Source organism: Neobacillus sp. S1227 (assembly GCF_055385255.1).
The window spans coordinates 861,797-880,530 of sequence record NZ_AP038276.1 but is presented as its reverse complement, the minus strand read 5'-3'; the positions used below and the strand labels follow the sequence as shown (position 1 = coordinate 880,530).

Sequence of the window (18,734 nt, the reverse complement as noted above, 5' to 3'; positions counted from 1 at the left end):
TGTCAGTTTAAAAGCGCTGACGCAGGATAAGGTGTACAAATAACCAAGGTCATGGTGGTCAACCTCAATCCGCTGTTCGAGCCTTTCATTAAAACTCTCAACCTGCTTTTCGGCCCCTTCTCGGTATATTCATAGGCAAGCCAAAGCATCCCTGTCCAAAAGCTCGCTGTCCATTCCACATTATCAATGGACTGATAAACCTGATTGATACTGCTGGAATCAGGAAACTTATCAGTGAAAACAGCTAAATATTGATCAATTTTCGCTAGTACATGCGCAATCGCTTTTTCCACAAATTCTCGGTCGACAGCTGGTGAAGTTTCATATTTACTAATTGGCTGAATCATGGCAGTACTCTCTCTTTCTATTAATTTCTTCGATGACATCAATTAATTTTTGCGTTTCTTGCAGACTGACCGGCGGAATTCCGGTCTGGAAGTAGGAAATAATTCTCTCCAACAAACTAGCGTAGTATGGCTTCTCATCCTTCCAAAGCTCTGCACTTAAGCTATTGGAGGGGGTATGGGCAACGAAACCGAAACGGCCATGCATGTTGTAATCACCGCGGATGATGGCACTGCGGCCCTGGTCATAGGTTAAGCGGCACAGCTCATAGTGTTCAAACCTCTCCACCTCGACAGCTTGCACACATATTCCCATAATCGCAAAGGCCATCTCCAGCATATGAATGCCATACCAAAAATACCCAGGGAATCCTTCCTGCATCGGAAGCGGTCCGTATATGTAGACAGATTGGATACTTGAATCCATCATACTGTTCATCGCTTTTATCAGCCCGTCTGCATATCGTAAGGAGGATGAACTCATCACTTGAATTTGATGTAATTCAGCAATTTCCCTTATTTCCTTTACATCCTTGCTCGAGAGTGCAATCGGTTTATCAATAAATATTGGGAGTCCGAATGGCGCGATCTTCTTGAGCCAGTCAAGATGTGTGCTTCCATCTACAGCGGTAATCAAAATGCCGTCAAGTCCACTGCAAAACTCTGATAGCTCTTCAACCATTTCAACTCCATAGCTGTCCCGCAATAGGGTGGTGAAATGCCCCACCCTATCTGCACTAATCGATAACTCCGGAGAGTAAAACGGGATGGCTTTGACCACATTTGCTCCAGTTATATGAAACGGGTTGCTTTTATCGTTTAAAAGCTTTGTGAAAATTTCGCAATGAGACGTATCAAGGCCAATCATTCCAATCTGCATGTCAATCTCTCCTATGGGTTTTCCAGTAACGTAACTTACCGATTCTGATATTCGGCCAAAAAGTTTTTTACAAATTCATCATCCTGGAGCTCCGGATACATATGATAGATTCTGTCTAATTCCTCTGCTTGCCCCGGGGATAAGACTTCATGATCAGACAGGCACCAATTGCCTTGAAGTAATCCTTGGCGTGCCAATACTTCGTTGATTCCAGCGATACAGCCTTTAAATTGATGGGCTGCATCAAAGAATACTGCATTCGTATCGGTAACAGCCTGGGCAAGGGTCAAATAGTTCGCATCAATCGCACCGCCTCTGCGGACCTGCTTTAACTCCTCCAGCAGTTCGACCGCTTTTCTTGTCCAGACGGCCCAGTGACCAAGCAGCCCGCCTGCAATTTGCTTTGTTACCACTTTTCCCTCTACCGTAAATGAGTATTTCGTCAACAGATCAAGGACGATATTGTCATCATTGCCGGTATAAAGGGCAATTTCATCGCGTCTCGATGATTCACATACAGCCCGCACCACATCAAGCGTTTGATAGCGATTAAATGGAGCGATTTTAATAGCCATTACGTTGGGAATTTCTACAAATTCCTTCCAAAAATTGTACGTAAAGATGCGCCCGCCAACTGATGGCTGTAAATAAAAGCCAAACACAGGCATAATCTCCGCAACCGTCCGCGTCCGCTCCAATAGTTCTTCTTCACTGTAGGTTGTAAGACCGCCATTACTCAAAAGCACCAAATCATAGCCAAGCGATTTAGCCAATTGGGCTTCCTGAATGGCTTGCTCTGTTGGACCGCAAACCCCAGCGATTTTCAAAAAAGGCCGGTCTAGCTTTGCCTTTGCCACTTCCTCGGCAGCCATTCTAAGAACAGGTTCTAACAAATTATGCTCCGGGTCACGGATTTCAAATTGGGTAGTATGAACTCCAACTGCAATTCCTCCGGCACCTGCCTGAATATAATAATGAGTCAGCCGTCGCTGTGCCGCTTCATCAAGTTCTCTTTTTTCATTAAGGGCAAGCGGGTGAGCCGGGATCGCTGTACCCTCATGCAGAAATTTCTTTAAAGCTGGGGAAAGCATACTCAAAAGGCCCCCTTTCGCTCTTGGAAATGTGTCGGCTTGTTGCTTGTAACACCGTCGTTCTTCACCCATTCTGCAGTCCATTCAATCATTTGATTAATGGAAACCCTCGGGTAACCAAACAAGCGGTGAGCCTTTCCTGAATTATTTAATAATGCGGTCGGCAGCTCTTCTCCCGTAAAAATGGGTTGCTTATCTAATAGTTTGCCAAATTGCTTAGCAACCCAGCGGACTGGGATCTGCTCAGGGCCTGTTACATTTAAAATTTGCGGAGGTACATCGGCGATTAACAAGGAACGGATGGCGTATTCATTAGCATCCCCTTGCCAAATGACATTCACATGGCCCATCGACACATCGATTTCCCTGCCTTCATTAACAGCCCGGGCAATTTCTAGCAGTACGCCATATCTCATGTCAATCGCATAGTTGAGGCGGAAAATCGTGAGTGGTGTGTTGTCACGATGCGAAAAATGGGTAAAAATTCGTTCTCTTCCCAATGAAGACTGACCATATTCACCTACAGGGTTCACTGGGTGGGATTCATCACAGCCGCCCTCTGAAACAGGAACCAGTGGATACACATTCCCCGTGGAAAAGGCCACAATCCTTGAGCCCTTGAATTTCTCAGCCACCCGGCCCGGCAGGTAAGTGTTCATTGCCCAAGTAAAATGTTCATTGCCCGTTGTGCCAAATTTATTTCCAGCCATATAGATAATGTTTTTCTCATGAGGCAGTCTGGATAATTGCTCTTCATCCAATAAATCGCAGGCTATTGTCTCAATTCCGGCCATTTCCAGTTCCTCTTGCAAAGTACCAGATGAAAACCGTGAGACACCGATCACCTTTTTATCGACTCCAGCGGCATCGATGGCACGTTTCGCTAATTTCGCTAGGGTCGGCCCCATTTTCCCGCCTACACCAAGGATGACAATATTCCCATCCAATTTTTTCATATCCCCAATCAAAGCTGCTGATGGCTCTGTCATTACACATTCAAGCTGTTCGACTGTCTTCATCATTAACTAACCCCTTTACCTGTTAAAGTGATTTTCGTAACCTGTACTTTACCTGTATACACTTCTAGTAAAATATAGACCACCTTTATCACTTTTGAAGAGATAAAGGCAGCCTGCTATTTTTTAGCCCTCTTTATTCCGAGAATGGTCCTGTTACAAGGACAGGAATCGGCTTTGAAGTGACGGCTACTCCGTTGAGCGTAACGGTTACCGTTACTTCTGTCCTCCCCGGATGCTTGGCTGTGATCGTTCCATCCTCACTGACTTCAGCCGCTTTCGGTTTGCTAGATTCGTATTTGATCACTGCACCGGACAGTTCTTTTGTAGTACGTCCCTTTTCTAACAATGCTGTAAATTGAATCGAAGTTTTGTCTCCCGGCTTCAGACTTGTTTTTTCGATATCAGCCTTTACCTCACTCAAGTTCACAACAAGATTTGGATCGCTGTACTTCATCAGTTCACGGCCGTATTTAAAATAGAAGTTTCCAAAATCGTCTTGTGCTAATTTTTCTACGTTGCCTTCTAGAATTACGGATACTTCCTTGGTCGCTGTATCAATTTTAATAAATTTGCTTGTATAGGTTTTATCCGCAACATAGCCAATGAAAATAGATGCATACACATTGCCGTCCGTGCCAATCATCAAACGCGGATTGGAATGGGCATAGTCTGCTGTTGGAAACTTATCATCGCTATAAATTACCTTTTTTGTATCAGGGTCAAAGATAAACAGCGTTCCGAGTGCCATTCCCCAAAGATTTCCGTCTGGACCCCAAATGAAAGAAGTCAGCGTCTTTTTCCCTTCGACAGGAATGGTTTCATATTCGATAGTGCCTGTTGCTGTATCATAAATGGCCAGCTTGCCGGAACCGCTGCCGTCCATCGCACCAGTACCCATATACAGTTTTCCATCACGGTAGAGAAGTGTATTGATGGAATGCTCCGGAATAATGTTGCGTTTGACATCGAATACCCCTGTCTCTGGGTTATAGATGCTCAGGGCACCACCTGTTTTACCGGCAATTGGATAGGTTCCGATATAAAGCCTGTTTTCCTCTTCCACTCCCACCATCGCAACTGGGCGATCCTGATCCTCTCCAAGCTGCGCAAGACGCGGCGGATTTAACGGCTCGCTTGGATCAAGGCGGTTCCACGGTTTTGTCGGGTCATATTCGAAAATGGAAGCACGGGGATAGACACCAAAATACACTTTGCCATTCAATGTCGCATATCCCTCTACCTGCCCAAGTGAGGAATAAAGCGTTGTTTTGTCCTGGGTCGGAGAGTAAACGCCTAATCCACCTCCTGAGATAAAGCCTGAGCTAAGTATTTTTCCGTCAACACTCTTGCCGATATTGAACAATTCCACAAATTGCGGCGGCAGCGGAAGCTCTGGTGTTTCTGTATAGCCTGTTTCTAGGTTATAGTAGAAGGCGCGGCCGCTGTTACCGGCCAATCCGACCAAAGTCACGCCAGGAAACTTCGGATCATTTAGCTCCACATAGTGAAACGCAATCGCCGGCCCTTTAACATCAATGCCGAGCGAACCATATTGGCCAGTATTAACATCGTAAGCATATAGAGACCATTGGCTGCTGCCATCCTGCTTTGGTTCATAATAGGTGTAGAACACGCGGCCGTCTGGTGAAACCTGTGAAAATCCTCTTGTGTTATACTCAGGGTTAGCTTTGACAATTAAGCTGTTGTTTTCTGGGGTGTAAACATACATGACTGGACCGGGATCGACGCGGATAAACAGCTTGCCGGCAGTGTATTGAAGGTCGTAAACGGAAGTCTTGCCGCCGAAGCCCGTAATCAGCTTTTTCTCTTTTGTGGTCAGATTATAACTATACAGCTTTGCCACATCGGCTCCGCCGACGTAAAGTGTATTGCGCTCAGCATCATAGGCCAATGATCGGACATGCTGTTCCTTTGAAGCTGTCTTAAACGAGGTTAAGACTGTTGCTTTATCTGTTGCAGGATCATATTCAAAAATCGATTGAGAATAACCTGTGCCGCCATATACCTTGCCGTCTTTACCCGGAACAAGCACCCAAATGACGGTATCGGTTGGAACAGGCTTGCCGATTGTCCGCATGGCCTGTGTATTTGGATCATACTGAAATAACGTCCCGTTAGGTGTGCTGCCGATATATACCTTGCCATCCGAGGCAACGGTAATCGCCCAGGCTGCGGTTGCGTTACTGCCATCTAGGGCCACTAACGGCTCCTGGTCGTAAATTTCCTTCGTTTTCACATCGCTGACAATGAATTGCGCCGGATCCCCCTGGGCCACCGTATACATGACATCCCGGCCAAGTTTATCTTTACCGTAAGCGCCAGTCATGATCGTCAGACTGGTTGATTGAGGACCAAGATTTGTAATCGTTCCTGGAGCTGTTGAAGTCACAATTTTGGCCTCATCTGCATAAAACACGCCGACTCCTTCGATAGTTGCGTAGAAGGCTGCTTGAAAATATGCTGCGTCCTTTGGTGCATTCGCCGCCAGTGTGATGCTGCTCCATTTTCCTGTCTCACTTACTGCAGAATCAACCAAGGCGCTGACCACTGACAGTAGCGTACCGTCCTGTTTGAAGAAGCGCAGGTCTGCCTTGCCTCCTGTCCCAGACTCCTTAAATACTTGAGCAGTCAGAATCACGTTCTCAAATGGAGCTGTCTTAACGGGGTCACTGATTGCACCGTAAGAACCGGATGCCGATTCATCCTTGATTAGCAAACTACTTTTTCCTTCAAAAACTGTTTCTTGGCTGCTGAATACCTTTTCTGCTGCACCATCTGGGTGCCAGCCAGGTATATTGCCGTTGTCATCAAGCTCAAAGCCACCGTTTACTAGGGACAACTGAGGCGGAGCGGCCGCTGCACCGGCAAATGATTCAAAAGCTGGTGACAATAATGCTAAAATGAGGCCCGAAATAAGAATGACCGTAGAATAGAGACGAAACTTTTTCATTATTTCCTCCTTTAGAATGAGTTGGTCTTAATAGATTGATAGATTGCTGATTTCGCAACATTGGCTCCTCAAGAAAATAGAGGAGTTCCTGTTTCACTCCTCTATTTAATCATGGTGCTATTTATTTCCACTCTTTTTTCTTGTAGCCCTTATCTTTAATCCCTTTGTTCATTTCTTTTATGATTTCCTTACCGCCGCGGGCCATGTACTCATCCACAAGCTTATCCCAATCGGAAAGCGGGCGTTGGCCGGCGATCATTTTCGCCTGCTCATTCATAATGAACTGCGTTAAATCAGTGCCTTTTTCTTGCTCTGTCTTAGAAATAACACCATTAGAAGGGTTGACATAAAGCTTGTTGGCCTCAAACATATCCTGCAGTGAATTAACTAGGTTTTTCATTGATTCAAGCTTGTAGTCATCCGCAAAACGAACCTTTGCACCCTCAGGAATATGACCACGGTTATCCAAGAAATAAGTAGATGGCGCTAAACCTGCTGAGGAGAATTCAGGAACCCTTACAGGCGCTCCATTTTCCATTTTGTAACCGACACCTTCTTTACCCCATAAGAAATCAAAGTCTTTATTTTGTGGGGTCATTTCTTCTCTCGTGAAGAACTTCTTCCCTAAATCGACCATTTCAAGTGCACGATAGATTTTCCCTTCGTCGTCAGCCATTTTGGCATTTAAAGCTAGGATACCGGAGTTACCTGTTCCCATTGTAAAGCCGACCGAACCGTCTGGTGCTTTAAATGGAGGGATCGCGACTAGTTCAGCTTTTGGATCAATGTCAAGCAAGCCTTGTAAATAAGGCTCAGACATACCAGACACACCGCCAATGAAAATCCCTGCTTTTCCTTTATAGAACTCAGCGTTTGTATCCTGCCAGTTAAGAACAGCAAAGTCCTTCGTCATGGCTCCTTTTGCATATAAATCAGCGAAAAAGCCGATTAATTCTTTTCTGCCTTTAGAAATAATGCCAGGAATATAGTTTCCATCTTTATCTTGGTGGTACCAGGCACTGAAATCCCAATAGGTTCCCATATTGAAGTTTGGATTGATGTTCTCGCCAATTGCGAGTCCATAAGTGTCATTCTTGCCATTTTGATCTGGGTCGTTCTCGGTAAAGGCGATCGCTACCTTTTTCAATTCCTCATAGCTTGTCGGGACCTCAAGGCCAAGGTTATCAAGCCAATCCTTACGAATAATTGGTGTTAACGGATACTCCTGATTGTATCTTGGAATTCCATAAATCTTTCCGTTCACCTTAAATGCATCGTAAACATAGCTTGGAATTTTCCCCAGTGTGTCATATTTTTTTAGATAATCATCCAAAGGAAGGAATGCTCCCTCTGAAGCCCATTGGTAAAATCTTGCGTCATTTGCTGGGAAACCGACCAAATCCGGCATTGAGCCTGAAGCTACAACAGCAGAAGATTTTTCAACATAGTCACCTTGAGGAATGATTTCCGGCTTATAGTCCACATTGAAGCGCTCATTAATCATGTCCAGACCAGGACTTGAAGATGGCGGCGGATCTCCATAGCGGAAGGTCATCCCTGTGATTGTATATTTCTTCGAATGATCAAATGGATCGACTTTCTTTGTTTCCTTTCCCTTTTCTTTATTGCTGGCTTGGTTCGTTTCTGACGAACATGCGGCTAGAAGTAGTGATGGTATTAACAGCATGGTGAGTGAAATCTTGCCTATCTTCATCCTAATCCCCCCTGTAGTTTGATTATTTTTGTTTGAAGCGCTTACAGTTGCCATGGAAGTGAGACTGTTTATCCCTTTACTGAACCCAGCATCACCCCTTTAGCAAAATGCTTTTGTAAGAACGGATATACAATCAAAATTGGCAGTGTGGCCAAGAGTATCGCTGCCATTTGGATGGTTACCGGCGGCGGCAGTGTCTCGAGCATCATTTCATTTGCTCCCAAGGCTGCATTTGGCTCATTAACAATGACGATTTGTCTTAATATAACCTGAATTGGCCATTTTGCCGGATCACTTAAATAAAGAACTCCAGTAAAATAACTGTTCCAGTGGCCGACTGCATAAAACAATCCAAAAGCCGCCAATGATGGCTTTGATAACGGCAGGATAATTTTGCTAAAAATCTGGATTTCATTTGCCCCATCAATAATTGCCGCTTCCTTTAATTCATCTGGAATGCTCAAGAAAAACTGTCTCATAATGATCAGGTTAAATGGGCTGATGGCAACCGGAATAATCAAGGCCCAAAGGCTGTTAATCAACCCGGTAGCTTTGACAATCATATAAGTTGGAATCATTCCCGCCGAGAACAACAGGGTGAAAATGACCATCATCAGGATGGATCGCTGACCGATGACAGACCTTGTCAGCGCATAACCCATCGTTGCAGTAAAGATTAGGTTAACCGCTGTACCAACCACCGTAATATAGATGGTGACAAGCAAAGAGTGGAGGAAGCGGTCAGAGCTTAAAATATACTCGTAGGCATCCGTTACCCATTCCTTCGGCCATAAGAGAAAGTCATTTTCCAAAAAGTCGCTTACAGATGAAAAAGAAACAGAAAACACATAGAAAAAAGGAAAGACCATCGTCAAAGCTATCAACACAAGGAGCAAAGCATTCATTTTATCAAAAATTTTAGAGCTTAACGTATTTCTGTCCATTCAATTTCCTCCTTTCTTTCCTAGTAAAGACCATCTTCACCAAATTTTTTCGCTAAACGATTGGCTGCTACAACTAGACAAAGCCCAACTATACCTTTAAATAACCCGACGGCTGTGGCAAAGCTATAGTTTGCCTGTTGAATCCCTTTAAAATAAACAAATGTATCCAAGACATTCCCAGCATCCATATTAAACGGATTGAGTATTAGGAAGATCTGTTCAAACCCAGTGTCCATTACGTTTCCAAGACGAAGGATAAGCAAAATAATGATGGTGCTTTTAATCGCCGGTAAAGTGATGTGCCAGATTTGTCTCCAGCGGTTGGCGCCATCGATTGCCGCTGCTTCGTATAGTGACGGGTCAACCCCCGCAAGGGCTGCCAGGAAAATGATCGTCCCCCAGCCTGATTCCTTCCAGATGACCTGCAGGATGACAATCGGTTTAAAAAGGTTAGGATCTGTTAAAAATTCAATCGGATTCAACCCCATCGTGCCGACAAGAAAAGCATTCAGGATTCCTTCACTGCGGAGGAAAATAACGGTAATCCCAATCACCACCACCCAGGAAAGGAAGTGTGGTAAGTAAACAATCGACTGAACAACCCGCTTAAACACTTGATTTCTTAATTCATTCAGCATCAAGGCTAAAATGATGGAAATCGGAAAGGCAAAAAAGATTTGCAAAAACGAAATTTGCAGTGTATTCCAAATGACTCTAATAACCTCTGAATCTTCAAAAATTAGTTTAAAGTATTTTAATCCTACCCATGGGCTATCCATTAATCCCCGAAACGCACTATAATCCTTAAAAGCGATGATAATTCCAAACATCGGTACGATTCGGTAAATGAGAAAGTACAATATTCCTGGGAGAAGCAATAGGAGCAAATACTTGTCTTTCATTATTTTTTTGCCGATCCGGCTGAACTTACTTGTCTTTTCCGCGGTCGGGAAAGGCTCATCTATATCGACATTCACTGATTTCAATTCCATCCCCTCGTCTCCTCTCCGCATTACCCTTAAATAAACTACATGTATATAACCTGTATTTATAATTAGAATAATACATTCCTATTAGGTTTTCAATAAATTTTTAATCTTTTTCTAACTGTTCAAAATTATCGAATATCTTTAGAGAAATGAACAACAAACAGTATGCAATCAAGCTGCCACTGTAAAATGGCAGCAGCCCCGGCACCTTAAAGACCAGATAATAGGGAAGGTAGACCGCGATGGCCAGCACAATCGCAAATAACGGCCGCGATAAAGTAAGCAGCACTGAATTCTTCACTGTCTGGAAAACGCGCTCATCATAATGAACATAGACAGGAAATGCAAATAATAGAGAACAGATATAGACAGCGCCAATCAAAAAGGTAATATAGGTGAAAATCAAGCTGACCAGGTTGGAAAAACTGCGAAAAAAGCTTAAATCAAAATATAAGATCAGGCCCAGAATCACCCAGCAATAGCCAAACGCATTCCCTTTCAGCATTTCGCTTTTATAGATTTTCCAGAAATAGGAGGCTGTTTTGACCTCCTCGTCCTTCTGCAGCCACTTCCTGACCACGGCAAACATCGCAATGGTTGCCGGGAAAAAGCCTATAGCTACAAGTCCAAGCAGACTCCCGCCAATCCATAGAAGGTTTACATAGGCAAGCCTCATCGCCCATTCCAAAAAATCATACAATTTCCCTTTCCAACCTGTCAGCATCATGTATGTCCATCTCCTTTAAGCCAGCCAACGTTAATCCTGCTGAATAACTTGAATCATGGTTTCCCCTTTAGGTAAAACCAATTCTAGATTCCCAGTTTTGCTATTTTCATATCTTTGATTGTTTACCAATACCGCATCCGAATCCCTGCACGGAATCACAATGGCAGTCTCCTCCATCAGCTCCAGACAATACTTTAGTTCCTGCCTGTCCCTTTCCATTCTTGCAGTAAGATTCTTATCGGATTTAAGATACCCTTTGCCTTCAAAAGCCAGTTCCGAACCATTGATGAGCAGTAATTTTGCAGACTGCTGAAGCTTGTGGTCCATACAAATCCACGCCTGCTCACCATTCACCTGTAAATCGATGTGTTCCGACGCCATCTGCTCAGATTCTTGACTGTCAGCTAATAAGAGGTAATCGGTAACCCCGCAGTCCTTCCTATCAACCTTTATACTGATTGCCCCATTGTTTCTATCAACCTGATAATCTAACGGTTTATCTGCCAATTGCTTGTCGGCATGGGGAACAATGAGGGTCACTAGGAACTCTTCCTGAAGGTGCCCTGCCGGCTCCACAGTTATATAGGTTCCGTATTCCTCCGCCCCCGGAAACTGCTCCAACGTTTTCTTCGTTTGCTCGGGATAACAATAATAGAGTGAGGCCCCCGCCTGCCCGCCAGCAATGATAACGTGATTGGAGTCAATAGACTCGTTCACCTTAAGCTGTCTGCCTGCGGCAATGACGCTGGAGGTTGTATGATATAAAAATGACACACGGTCCTTGGGATTATTTTTCTCTACACAATCCATTATCAGAAAGTAAGCCTGATCAACGTGCAGAATGGTCCGCTTCCACTGCTTTACCGTACCATTGTAGGCATTAGTGGCATCACCGGTACAGAAATCATAGGAAGGCGACAAATACCAATCAGTAATCCTGCTCCGCCCTAGCTCCGTCTGCCCGCCGCCATTGATCAGCATGGCATTATGGCCGACCGTCCCGGTTGTAAACGTGTTTCGCGGTCCGGGTACATAATCCTGATACCCTGGATTTGTCATTAACCACTCATCATGAACATGGAGGACAAAATTATTTTGGTCATAATGATTATGCCCTTTAGCGGACCCGCTTGAAGCAAAGGCCAGCAGATGGCTTTCCTTCTCCCAGCCGTTCCGGAATGAGGCCCAGCCAATTGAAGGGATAACCTTTGAATGTTGCTTATTGAAAAATTCACCTGGTGCAATTGGGTCTGGCATCCTTTTAGGATGTAACAGAACATGCGAATGATTGATTTTGGCCTGTTGAAAATACCAGCTTGCAGCCGGATGCAGGTTACGCTGTGCCAGCATCCCCATCAAATAACTAATATCCAAAGTGTAGAAGGAGTCTGAGAAGTTCACAAAGCTCTGCTTCTTAGCATTGCCGAGCATATAAAGGAATAGCTCTGGCAAATACGTTTGAAAATAATCATGACCAATCAATGAGACATCGCCTGTTGCCCGGTTTAGTGCATCTGCCGCCATTAATATATGGCGAATCGCCACACTTGTATAAAGGAGGCCCTCAATTTCCGGACTCGTCAGCCGGTCTTCCAGGTAGTCAAACAAATACTCATATGCATTGGTTAAATACTGGCCTACATCCTGTTCATCTGCAATCGACAAGGCGCCAATCAGCATGGCTACCCGTTTGGAGGCAATAATATTATGGCTGTCCTGATTTTCAAAATCGATTTCAAACGGCTGCAGACCCTTATCCAGGATTGCCTGCTGCAGTATGGTCCGTTGCTGCTCATTCAACAAAGAATAAATAGAATCATAGCCAATTGCGGCCGCTAACGTAAAGTGGGCATTACTGAGGTTTCCCTCCGCTCCCCTGTCCGGAAATTCAAACCATCTCGTAAACTTGGAGAGGGCCAAAAGGTATTCTTTCACCTTATCCCCGTATTTCCGATCTTCAGTTAGCGCATAAGCTGTGGACAAAACGGTAATGCGCTCCTCAATTGCCCGCGAGTACATCGTCCAATAAGGAAAATCCACATATCCAGGTGCCTCCGGCAGCGGTGCCAACTGAACGAGCGGAAGGGTTACCGTGATTTGAAACTGAATGGACGGATAGTTCACCTGAAAGTCCGTTTCCGCTAAAAATTGATTCGCTTGTTCAAAAAATTCATGTGCAATTTGTGAGTCTCTAACCTGTTTGAGTTCTGTTTCAGAGAATAATATCCGTGGATGATTTCTTACATTCCATCTGTTTGGAAGATTCATTGAAAAGCCCCTTTCCCAATAGACGTCACTGGACTACACCATCCAGCTTTTCATTTAACAGTTTCTCAATCCGTTTGCAGGCATCTGCCGGCTTTTCCATATTAGACCACAGAAATTGCAATTCATTTTCGAGCAGCTCGATATCGGAATGGGTTAAATGCAAATCCCTGGTCGTATATGCATAGGGGATAACCTCTTTAAAAGCGTTGTAATTCTCCGGATGAATGCCCGGCTGCAACAAATAATTATCCTCTGCCACCACCCGAAGCATCGGGATCGTGCACCCGTTTCGTTTTAGCGTTGTCTGGGCCTCCGTGCTCACCATGTAATTTATCAGGGCTTTGGCTGATTCCTTCATTTCGCTCTGTTTATTAATTCCTAAAGAACCGCCGAGCAATATTGACGCATTTTTCTTGTTCTTAGGGGCCGGCATCACATCCCATTTGATTTTATGGTCACGGAACTCATTCATAAAGAAATAGGTTGTCAGGATCATTGCCGCCCGCTCGCGCATAAACAAATTCTCGGCCATATGATTGCTGCCATGGGAAAAGATTGGAGATACTTTATTTTCATACATTAGGTCTACACAAAAGGTTAATGCTTCAACATTTTCCTTGCTATTTAACAACGATTTGCTGCGGGCTTCATCGAAAAATTTTCCGCCGTTCTGCAGCATAAAGACAGGAAAACGGTTAGAGGAAGCTGAGAAACAAAAGCCGTACTGCTGAACTAGCTCATTTCCACCCTCATCTTTGGTGCATTTTTTCGCAGAACCCAGCAAATCCTGCCAGTTTTCCAATTTGTATGGCTGTGGGATTTTAGCTTCCGAAAACATTTTTTTGTTATAACAAATAATCACCGGTGAAAATAAGAATGGCGTCAGAATTGTCTCTTGATTGACCGTGAACATTTCAAATAGCTTTGGATAACTATCTTTATCAGGCTGCAGGTGCTCAGGCACATACGGTTCGATCACATCTAACTTATCAATGGCCGCCAGCTGCCGGAAATGTAAATCGGACACCATAAATACATCCGGTCCCTGCCCGCGTTCAATCAATTGCGTTAAGGTATACACATAATCCGTACCTGGGAAAAGCTGCAAATCGACTTTGACGAACGGATTTAATTGTTCAAAGCGCGCAATAATTTCTTCAATAATTTCAATTTCATAAGAATCTGAGTACCAGCCAAGCTTGATGGTCTGCTTGGAGGTTTCTTCTGGAAGGGAAACCCGGTTTCCTTTTCCAGGAATTTTTTCAATTAATCCTTCATCTACTAGCTCTGCAAGTGCTTTCCTGATGGAGACTCTACTTAAATCATATTCTTTACTTAAAGTATTTTCCGGCAGGATAAATTCTCCGGGCTTCAGCCTTCCAGAAATGATTTCATCCTTTAATTCAGATAAGAATTTGTAATACTTAACTTCAAATTCACTTCGTCTCTTCAACACCGCATACCGCTCCTATACAACTTGATGATTTAATATTAAATGAGGTGAATCGGTTTTGCAAAATACTATTTTTATGATTTCTCAAAGTTTTCTGGATTTAACTTTTCATCTAAAAACATATAGGCTGACTGACGGATTTCGCTTGGAAAATCATGGCCCTCATTCCCAATCAGAGCTTTAAACTGCTGCCCCTCGCCTAAAAAGTCATATAATCGGTCCAGGTCAGAAACGGCCTTGGCGGCCGATTCCCAGTGCGGGAAGATCCTGTCATTTTGGCCAATCCAAAGAAAAAACGGCGTTGGCGCCACAAGTGCGGCAATTTCATTAAATTCAAACGGCACTTCTTCCTTAACCAGGAAATCGCTGACCTTTGGAATATGAGAAAACCAGCTGCGCCGGCCCCAGCGTTCGCGTTCAGGGTCACCCGCAAACACAGCAAACCCGCAGCTTGTGACAACAGCCTTCACCCGTTTATCGATTCCAGCCAAGAAGTAGGCATTATAGCCGCCAAGCGAATGGCCAATCGCTCCGATTTTATGTACACTGGCTATTTTCGCTAACAGCGAAACTCCATACATATGGTCCACAAGCATTTTTCCCACTGCAGACCACTCCGGATATTTTTCATAAAAGGAAGCAGTATGAAATGGCTCCTCGTTCAGCTGAACTCGCTCACCGGCTGTAATTGTATCAGATGCGAGGACAATATAGCCCCGTTGCACTAGTTCCAATCCATAGGTACGGTTTACTCTTCCGCTTGCAACAGTTACATCATCCTTCCCTTCATTGGAGGTTGGATGAAGAGCAAGAACGGCCGGCCGTTTCTTCGTTTTTTTTGTAAACAATTCGGCTTCAACATTAGCCGGGGTCAGCTCGGTCCCACCATCATCAGGAATCAGCAAATTCGCCGGCACCCAATCATGATTGGCAGATTCATAGGTTAAATGAATTCGAAAATGGTCCGGCTCTCTAACAATCGATTGAAATTCCACTTTTGGCTGGCCGGGGGTCGGAACCGGACCAATCGCATCCAGCCACCGCTCTAAAATATCGTTTCGCTTGGTTTCCCAATCTTTAATCTTCTGAATCCCCTCCATTAAGCGGGGAATTCCTTCTTCCTGCAGTTGCTTCAAGGTATAAGCCATCCTAGCGTCACCACTCTTTGTCAATTTACGATTCCACATTTATGCTCATGAGGCGGCTGCCTGAGCCATAATAAATTCGGCCCTTATGAAAGACCATGCCGCTGGTAGCACGGTTCTTCAACAGCACGTGAACCTCCGGCTCTTTTGGCTCTGGCCCAGTGATCTCAATTTTAATAATCGCATCATTTAATAAGCCATAAAGGGCTGTCTGTTCGGTGCTGCCGACAAAGCCCGTTCGAACAGGTGCGCCGTAGCCTGAAACATCTTTTTGATACAGAACTTTGCGGTTCTGAGGATCAAACACAAAATAAATCCCTTCGACAGTCAACCCGTGAACGAGATCCCGTCCATCCACAAACAACTGGGCGATTTCTTTGGAACCGGGAATCGGGCTGATTCGGAAACAAACCTCCTGCTTGGTCCAATCGAATATAAAGAGTTTTCCTTCCTGTTCCTTCGTGCTGGCACCACCAGGGGTTTCGATACTGGTTCCTCCGATAATATCACCAGAGCGCAGGACGCCAAGACATACCGTACTTTGATTCAGGACAATTGAAGTATGCGGGATAATTGTATTTGTCCGTGATTCAACATGATAGATTCCAAGGCCGCCTCCAGTCATTCCATAGCCCGGAAATCCGCCCCAAACAATATGGCTGCCGTCAGGATGGGCGGCTGCACATCGTGGCCGGTGAATTTCTAAATGCTCGCTGATCAGACTCGGATTTCTGCTGTGTTCCAAGTGTTGAATGGGCTTCTCCAAATTGATTTCATATATTTTTCCGCCAGCATAGGCAAACCCAATCAACTTCGTGCCTTGAACGGCATAGGCAGAAATATTCCCGCCGCCGCCTTTTTCCAGCACGGCTCCGCCAAAATTTGTTGATTGCTGGGCGGTTAAGTCATAGCGAAACAGCTGCATTGGATGCATTGAAGTTCCATAAATATAGCGATTGTCAGTAAAAATGAGAGTTGAAAGTGCAGCTCCCTCCGATTGGTACTGCAATGTAATTTTCTTAACGGAATCCTGCTGTTTTTGGATAATAAGATACCCCTCCGCCAAATGGTGCTCCAGCACCTGCCAGTGACCATCTCCATTCCTGTGGATTCGATTGAAGCCCTCTCCGGAATAAAAGGAGTCTGCAGCGTAGGAGGTAAGGTTGCAGCCGCCCTCAGAAAATTCATACCAAATCAATGATGCATTGACATCCTTTAATTCGCTAGCTTCCCAATGTCCATATACTTTTCCATCTTTGCCTTGATAGACATATCCTGCACCTCTTGTTCGTTCTGCGGGCGGGACAAGCGGTTTCCATTCCTTTGTTCCCGGATGAAAAGCAATGATATTTTTCCGCTCCGTGCCAATCCCGAGATACACCCAGCCATGCCTGTCAACAGCAGCGCTAGCTGGATACTTTTCCGTTTCATCCATTTGGCCGTGATCATGAATTGTTTTTGATTTTGGACAATATTGTAGAAGATGACAGCTTGGGTACGAAGTAAAATAAATCTGGCCAGTACGATCCTCAGCAAAGCTGAAACCAACAATCTCTTCGCTATTTTCTATCCATTGATAGTCAAAGAATTCCCCTTTGAACGGATCAACGACCATCAGCATTTTTCCTGCCCCAGTGTAAAACAGGCCGTCTTCACCGCTATAGGAAGCAAAGGGATAGTCTATATGCTGTTCCGGAAAGAATAACTGCCTGGTTTCTTCCGTTTCCGGGTCAATTATTAATAAAAATCCCTTTGCTGCAATCACAAATCGTTCATCGCCATCACGATTGATGCAGATAGCCGCCGTTCGGGATTCCTCTGCGTTTACCTGAATGCCGTGGTCCACGGCCAGTCTATTTGTCGTCATGATGATTCCCTCTTTCATGGACTTCAATGGGGAAGTCTTCCCGTTCTTGTTTATGTCTTTTATTTACTCTCGGCAGGTGATTTTTCCATAGAATAATAATTTGCTACTTTCTTTATTGCCGCAATGATTTCTTCGATATCCTGCTGCTTGTAAAATTCGCTCAGATTAATGCGGATGGCCGTATTCAAAATTTCTTCTGCGACTGGACATAGCCCTTTTGGATAATCCTGTGCTGACAAGCTGAAAGGGAATTGGCTGTTTAGATAAGCTTGCTTTTGCTGAAACATTGGCTGCTCGTAAAGCACCTTTGGGATGTACCCGGCCTGATTCGGAATTCCTTCGGCAGCAAGAGCGGCTGAGAATTCTTCGTTTGTACAGGAGAGAACTTCAGGGTTTATCCTAAACATATAGAACCAATACGTACAATAATCCTCTGCCGAAATGTCCATCGGGTAGAGGCCCTCGACTGCTCCAACCGCACTATTCAGCATTTCTCCATACTGATTTCGCGTTTCACAAATCCAGTTCAGCTTTCGCAATTGGGCAATTCCAACCGCACCTTGGAGCTCCGTCATCCGGTAATTCGGCGCCAAATAGTGAATATCGCGCGTTACCTTGTCATCGAGGCGCTGATAGTTTTTATCGGCAAATGCATGGGTACGGTGGTAATCCTGCTCGTTGCCGGAATTGACGGTGACAATCCCGCCATCGCCTGTCGAAATATGCTTAAAATCATTGGTACTAAAACAGCCATAATCGCCAATCGTACCTACTAATCTTCCTTTATATCTAGTTAAATAACTCTGAGCACTATCCTCGATTACCTTCAAGTTATGCTTCCCGGCGATTTCCATAATTGGATCCATATCACATGGATTCCCGGCCAAGTGCACAACGAGAATCGCTTTTGTTTTCTCTGTGATTTTTTCTTCTATTGATCTTGGGTCTAAATTATACGAATAGGGATTGAGGTCAGCAAAAACCGGAATGGCATTTTGATAGAGTATCCCGATGACAGTTCCCTGATCTGTGATGGGACTTGTGATAACCTCATCTCCTACTGTGACCCCTGCGGCTCCAAGGGCTACATGGATTGCTGCTGTTCCTGACGATGTCGCTACACTGTATTTTACACCATGCATGTTATTGAAATCTTCTAAAAATTTATTTACCTTTTTTCCAAAGTGATAGAAAAGAGTATTCTGATTAAGGGCTTCAATGAGTTCCTTTACTTCTTCCTCGCCGAACCGGTTTCCTGTCCCAAATGGCGTGTTTTTCGTCCTCGGTCCCCCATAAATCGCAAGCTGATTGGTTGGCATGAT

The 18,734-nt window shown here is 44.5% G+C and carries 14 protein-coding genes; all 14 read right to left on the bottom strand.

Annotated features, from left to right (window positions below; all coding sequences use genetic code 11):
* Nucleotides 1-2: 2 nt before the first annotated feature.
* Nucleotides 3-347, bottom strand: coding sequence for a hypothetical protein (locus ACZ5AE_RS04350; RefSeq protein WP_464569810.1), 345 nt, complete (start codon nt 345-347; stop codon nt 3-5).
* Entirely contained in the window at nt 331-1,224 is an 894-nt protein-coding gene (locus ACZ5AE_RS04345) for a Gfo/Idh/MocA family oxidoreductase (protein WP_464569808.1), read from the bottom strand. Before ACZ5AE_RS04345 ends, ACZ5AE_RS04350 begins: the two co-directional genes overlap by 17 nt.
* Nucleotides 1,225-1,259: 35 nt before the next feature.
* Nucleotides 1,260-2,315 carry a dihydrodipicolinate synthase family protein gene (locus ACZ5AE_RS04340; RefSeq protein ID WP_464569806.1) on the bottom strand — a complete coding sequence of 352 codons (1,056 nt, stop codon included), beginning with the start codon at nt 2,313-2,315 and terminating at the stop codon, nt 1,260-1,262.
* Nucleotides 2,316-2,317: 2 nt separating this feature from the next.
* The gene (locus ACZ5AE_RS04335) at nt 2,318-3,334 is read right to left on the bottom strand and encodes an NAD-dependent epimerase/dehydratase family protein (RefSeq protein ID WP_464573539.1); all 1,017 of its coding nucleotides are present in this window, start codon (nt 3,332-3,334) and stop codon (nt 2,318-2,320) included.
* 133 nt (nt 3,335-3,467) lie between these two features.
* Nucleotides 3,468-6,305 (bottom strand): hypothetical protein, encoded by a 2,838-nt coding sequence (locus tag ACZ5AE_RS04330; RefSeq protein WP_464569804.1) that lies wholly within the window; start codon nt 6,303-6,305, stop codon nt 3,468-3,470.
* Between the two features lie 121 nt (nt 6,306-6,426).
* A complete protein-coding gene (locus ACZ5AE_RS04325) occupies nt 6,427-8,019 on the bottom strand; it encodes an extracellular solute-binding protein (RefSeq protein WP_464569802.1) in 1,593 nt (530 codons plus the stop codon).
* Between the two features lie 68 nt (nt 8,020-8,087).
* Entirely contained in the window at nt 8,088-8,963 is an 876-nt protein-coding gene (locus ACZ5AE_RS04320; RefSeq protein WP_464569800.1) for a carbohydrate ABC transporter permease, read from the bottom strand.
* Between the two features lie 20 nt (nt 8,964-8,983).
* A complete protein-coding gene (locus tag ACZ5AE_RS04315) occupies nt 8,984-9,955 on the bottom strand; it encodes an ABC transporter permease (RefSeq protein ID WP_464569798.1) in 972 nt (323 codons plus the stop codon).
* A gap of 100 nt (nt 9,956-10,055) precedes the next feature.
* A complete protein-coding gene (locus ACZ5AE_RS04310; RefSeq protein ID WP_464569796.1) occupies nt 10,056-10,679 on the bottom strand; it encodes a YesL family protein in 624 nt (207 codons plus the stop codon).
* 30 nt (nt 10,680-10,709) lie between these two features.
* The gene (locus ACZ5AE_RS04305; RefSeq protein WP_464569794.1) at nt 10,710-12,947 is read right to left on the bottom strand and encodes a heparinase II/III domain-containing protein; all 2,238 of its coding nucleotides are present in this window, start codon (nt 12,945-12,947) and stop codon (nt 10,710-10,712) included.
* A 25-nt stretch (nt 12,948-12,972) separates the two neighbouring features.
* Nucleotides 12,973-14,403, bottom strand: a complete 1,431-nt coding sequence (locus tag ACZ5AE_RS04300) for an extracellular solute-binding protein (RefSeq protein WP_464569792.1) — start codon at nt 14,401-14,403, stop codon at nt 12,973-12,975.
* Nucleotides 14,404-14,474: 71 nt separating this feature from the next.
* Nucleotides 14,475-15,548: an alpha/beta hydrolase family protein gene (locus ACZ5AE_RS04295; protein ID WP_464569790.1), complete on the bottom strand. Its 1,074-nt coding sequence runs from the start codon at nt 15,546-15,548 to the stop codon at nt 14,475-14,477.
* 25 nt (nt 15,549-15,573) lie between these two features.
* The gene (locus ACZ5AE_RS04290) at nt 15,574-17,439 is read right to left on the bottom strand and encodes a hypothetical protein (protein ID WP_464569788.1); all 1,866 of its coding nucleotides are present in this window, start codon (nt 17,437-17,439) and stop codon (nt 15,574-15,576) included.
* 32 nt (nt 17,440-17,471) lie between these two features.
* The gene (locus ACZ5AE_RS04285; protein WP_464569786.1) at nt 17,472-18,731 is read right to left on the bottom strand and encodes a DegT/DnrJ/EryC1/StrS family aminotransferase; all 1,260 of its coding nucleotides are present in this window, start codon (nt 18,729-18,731) and stop codon (nt 17,472-17,474) included.
* Between the last annotated feature and the right edge of the window lie 3 nt (nt 18,732-18,734).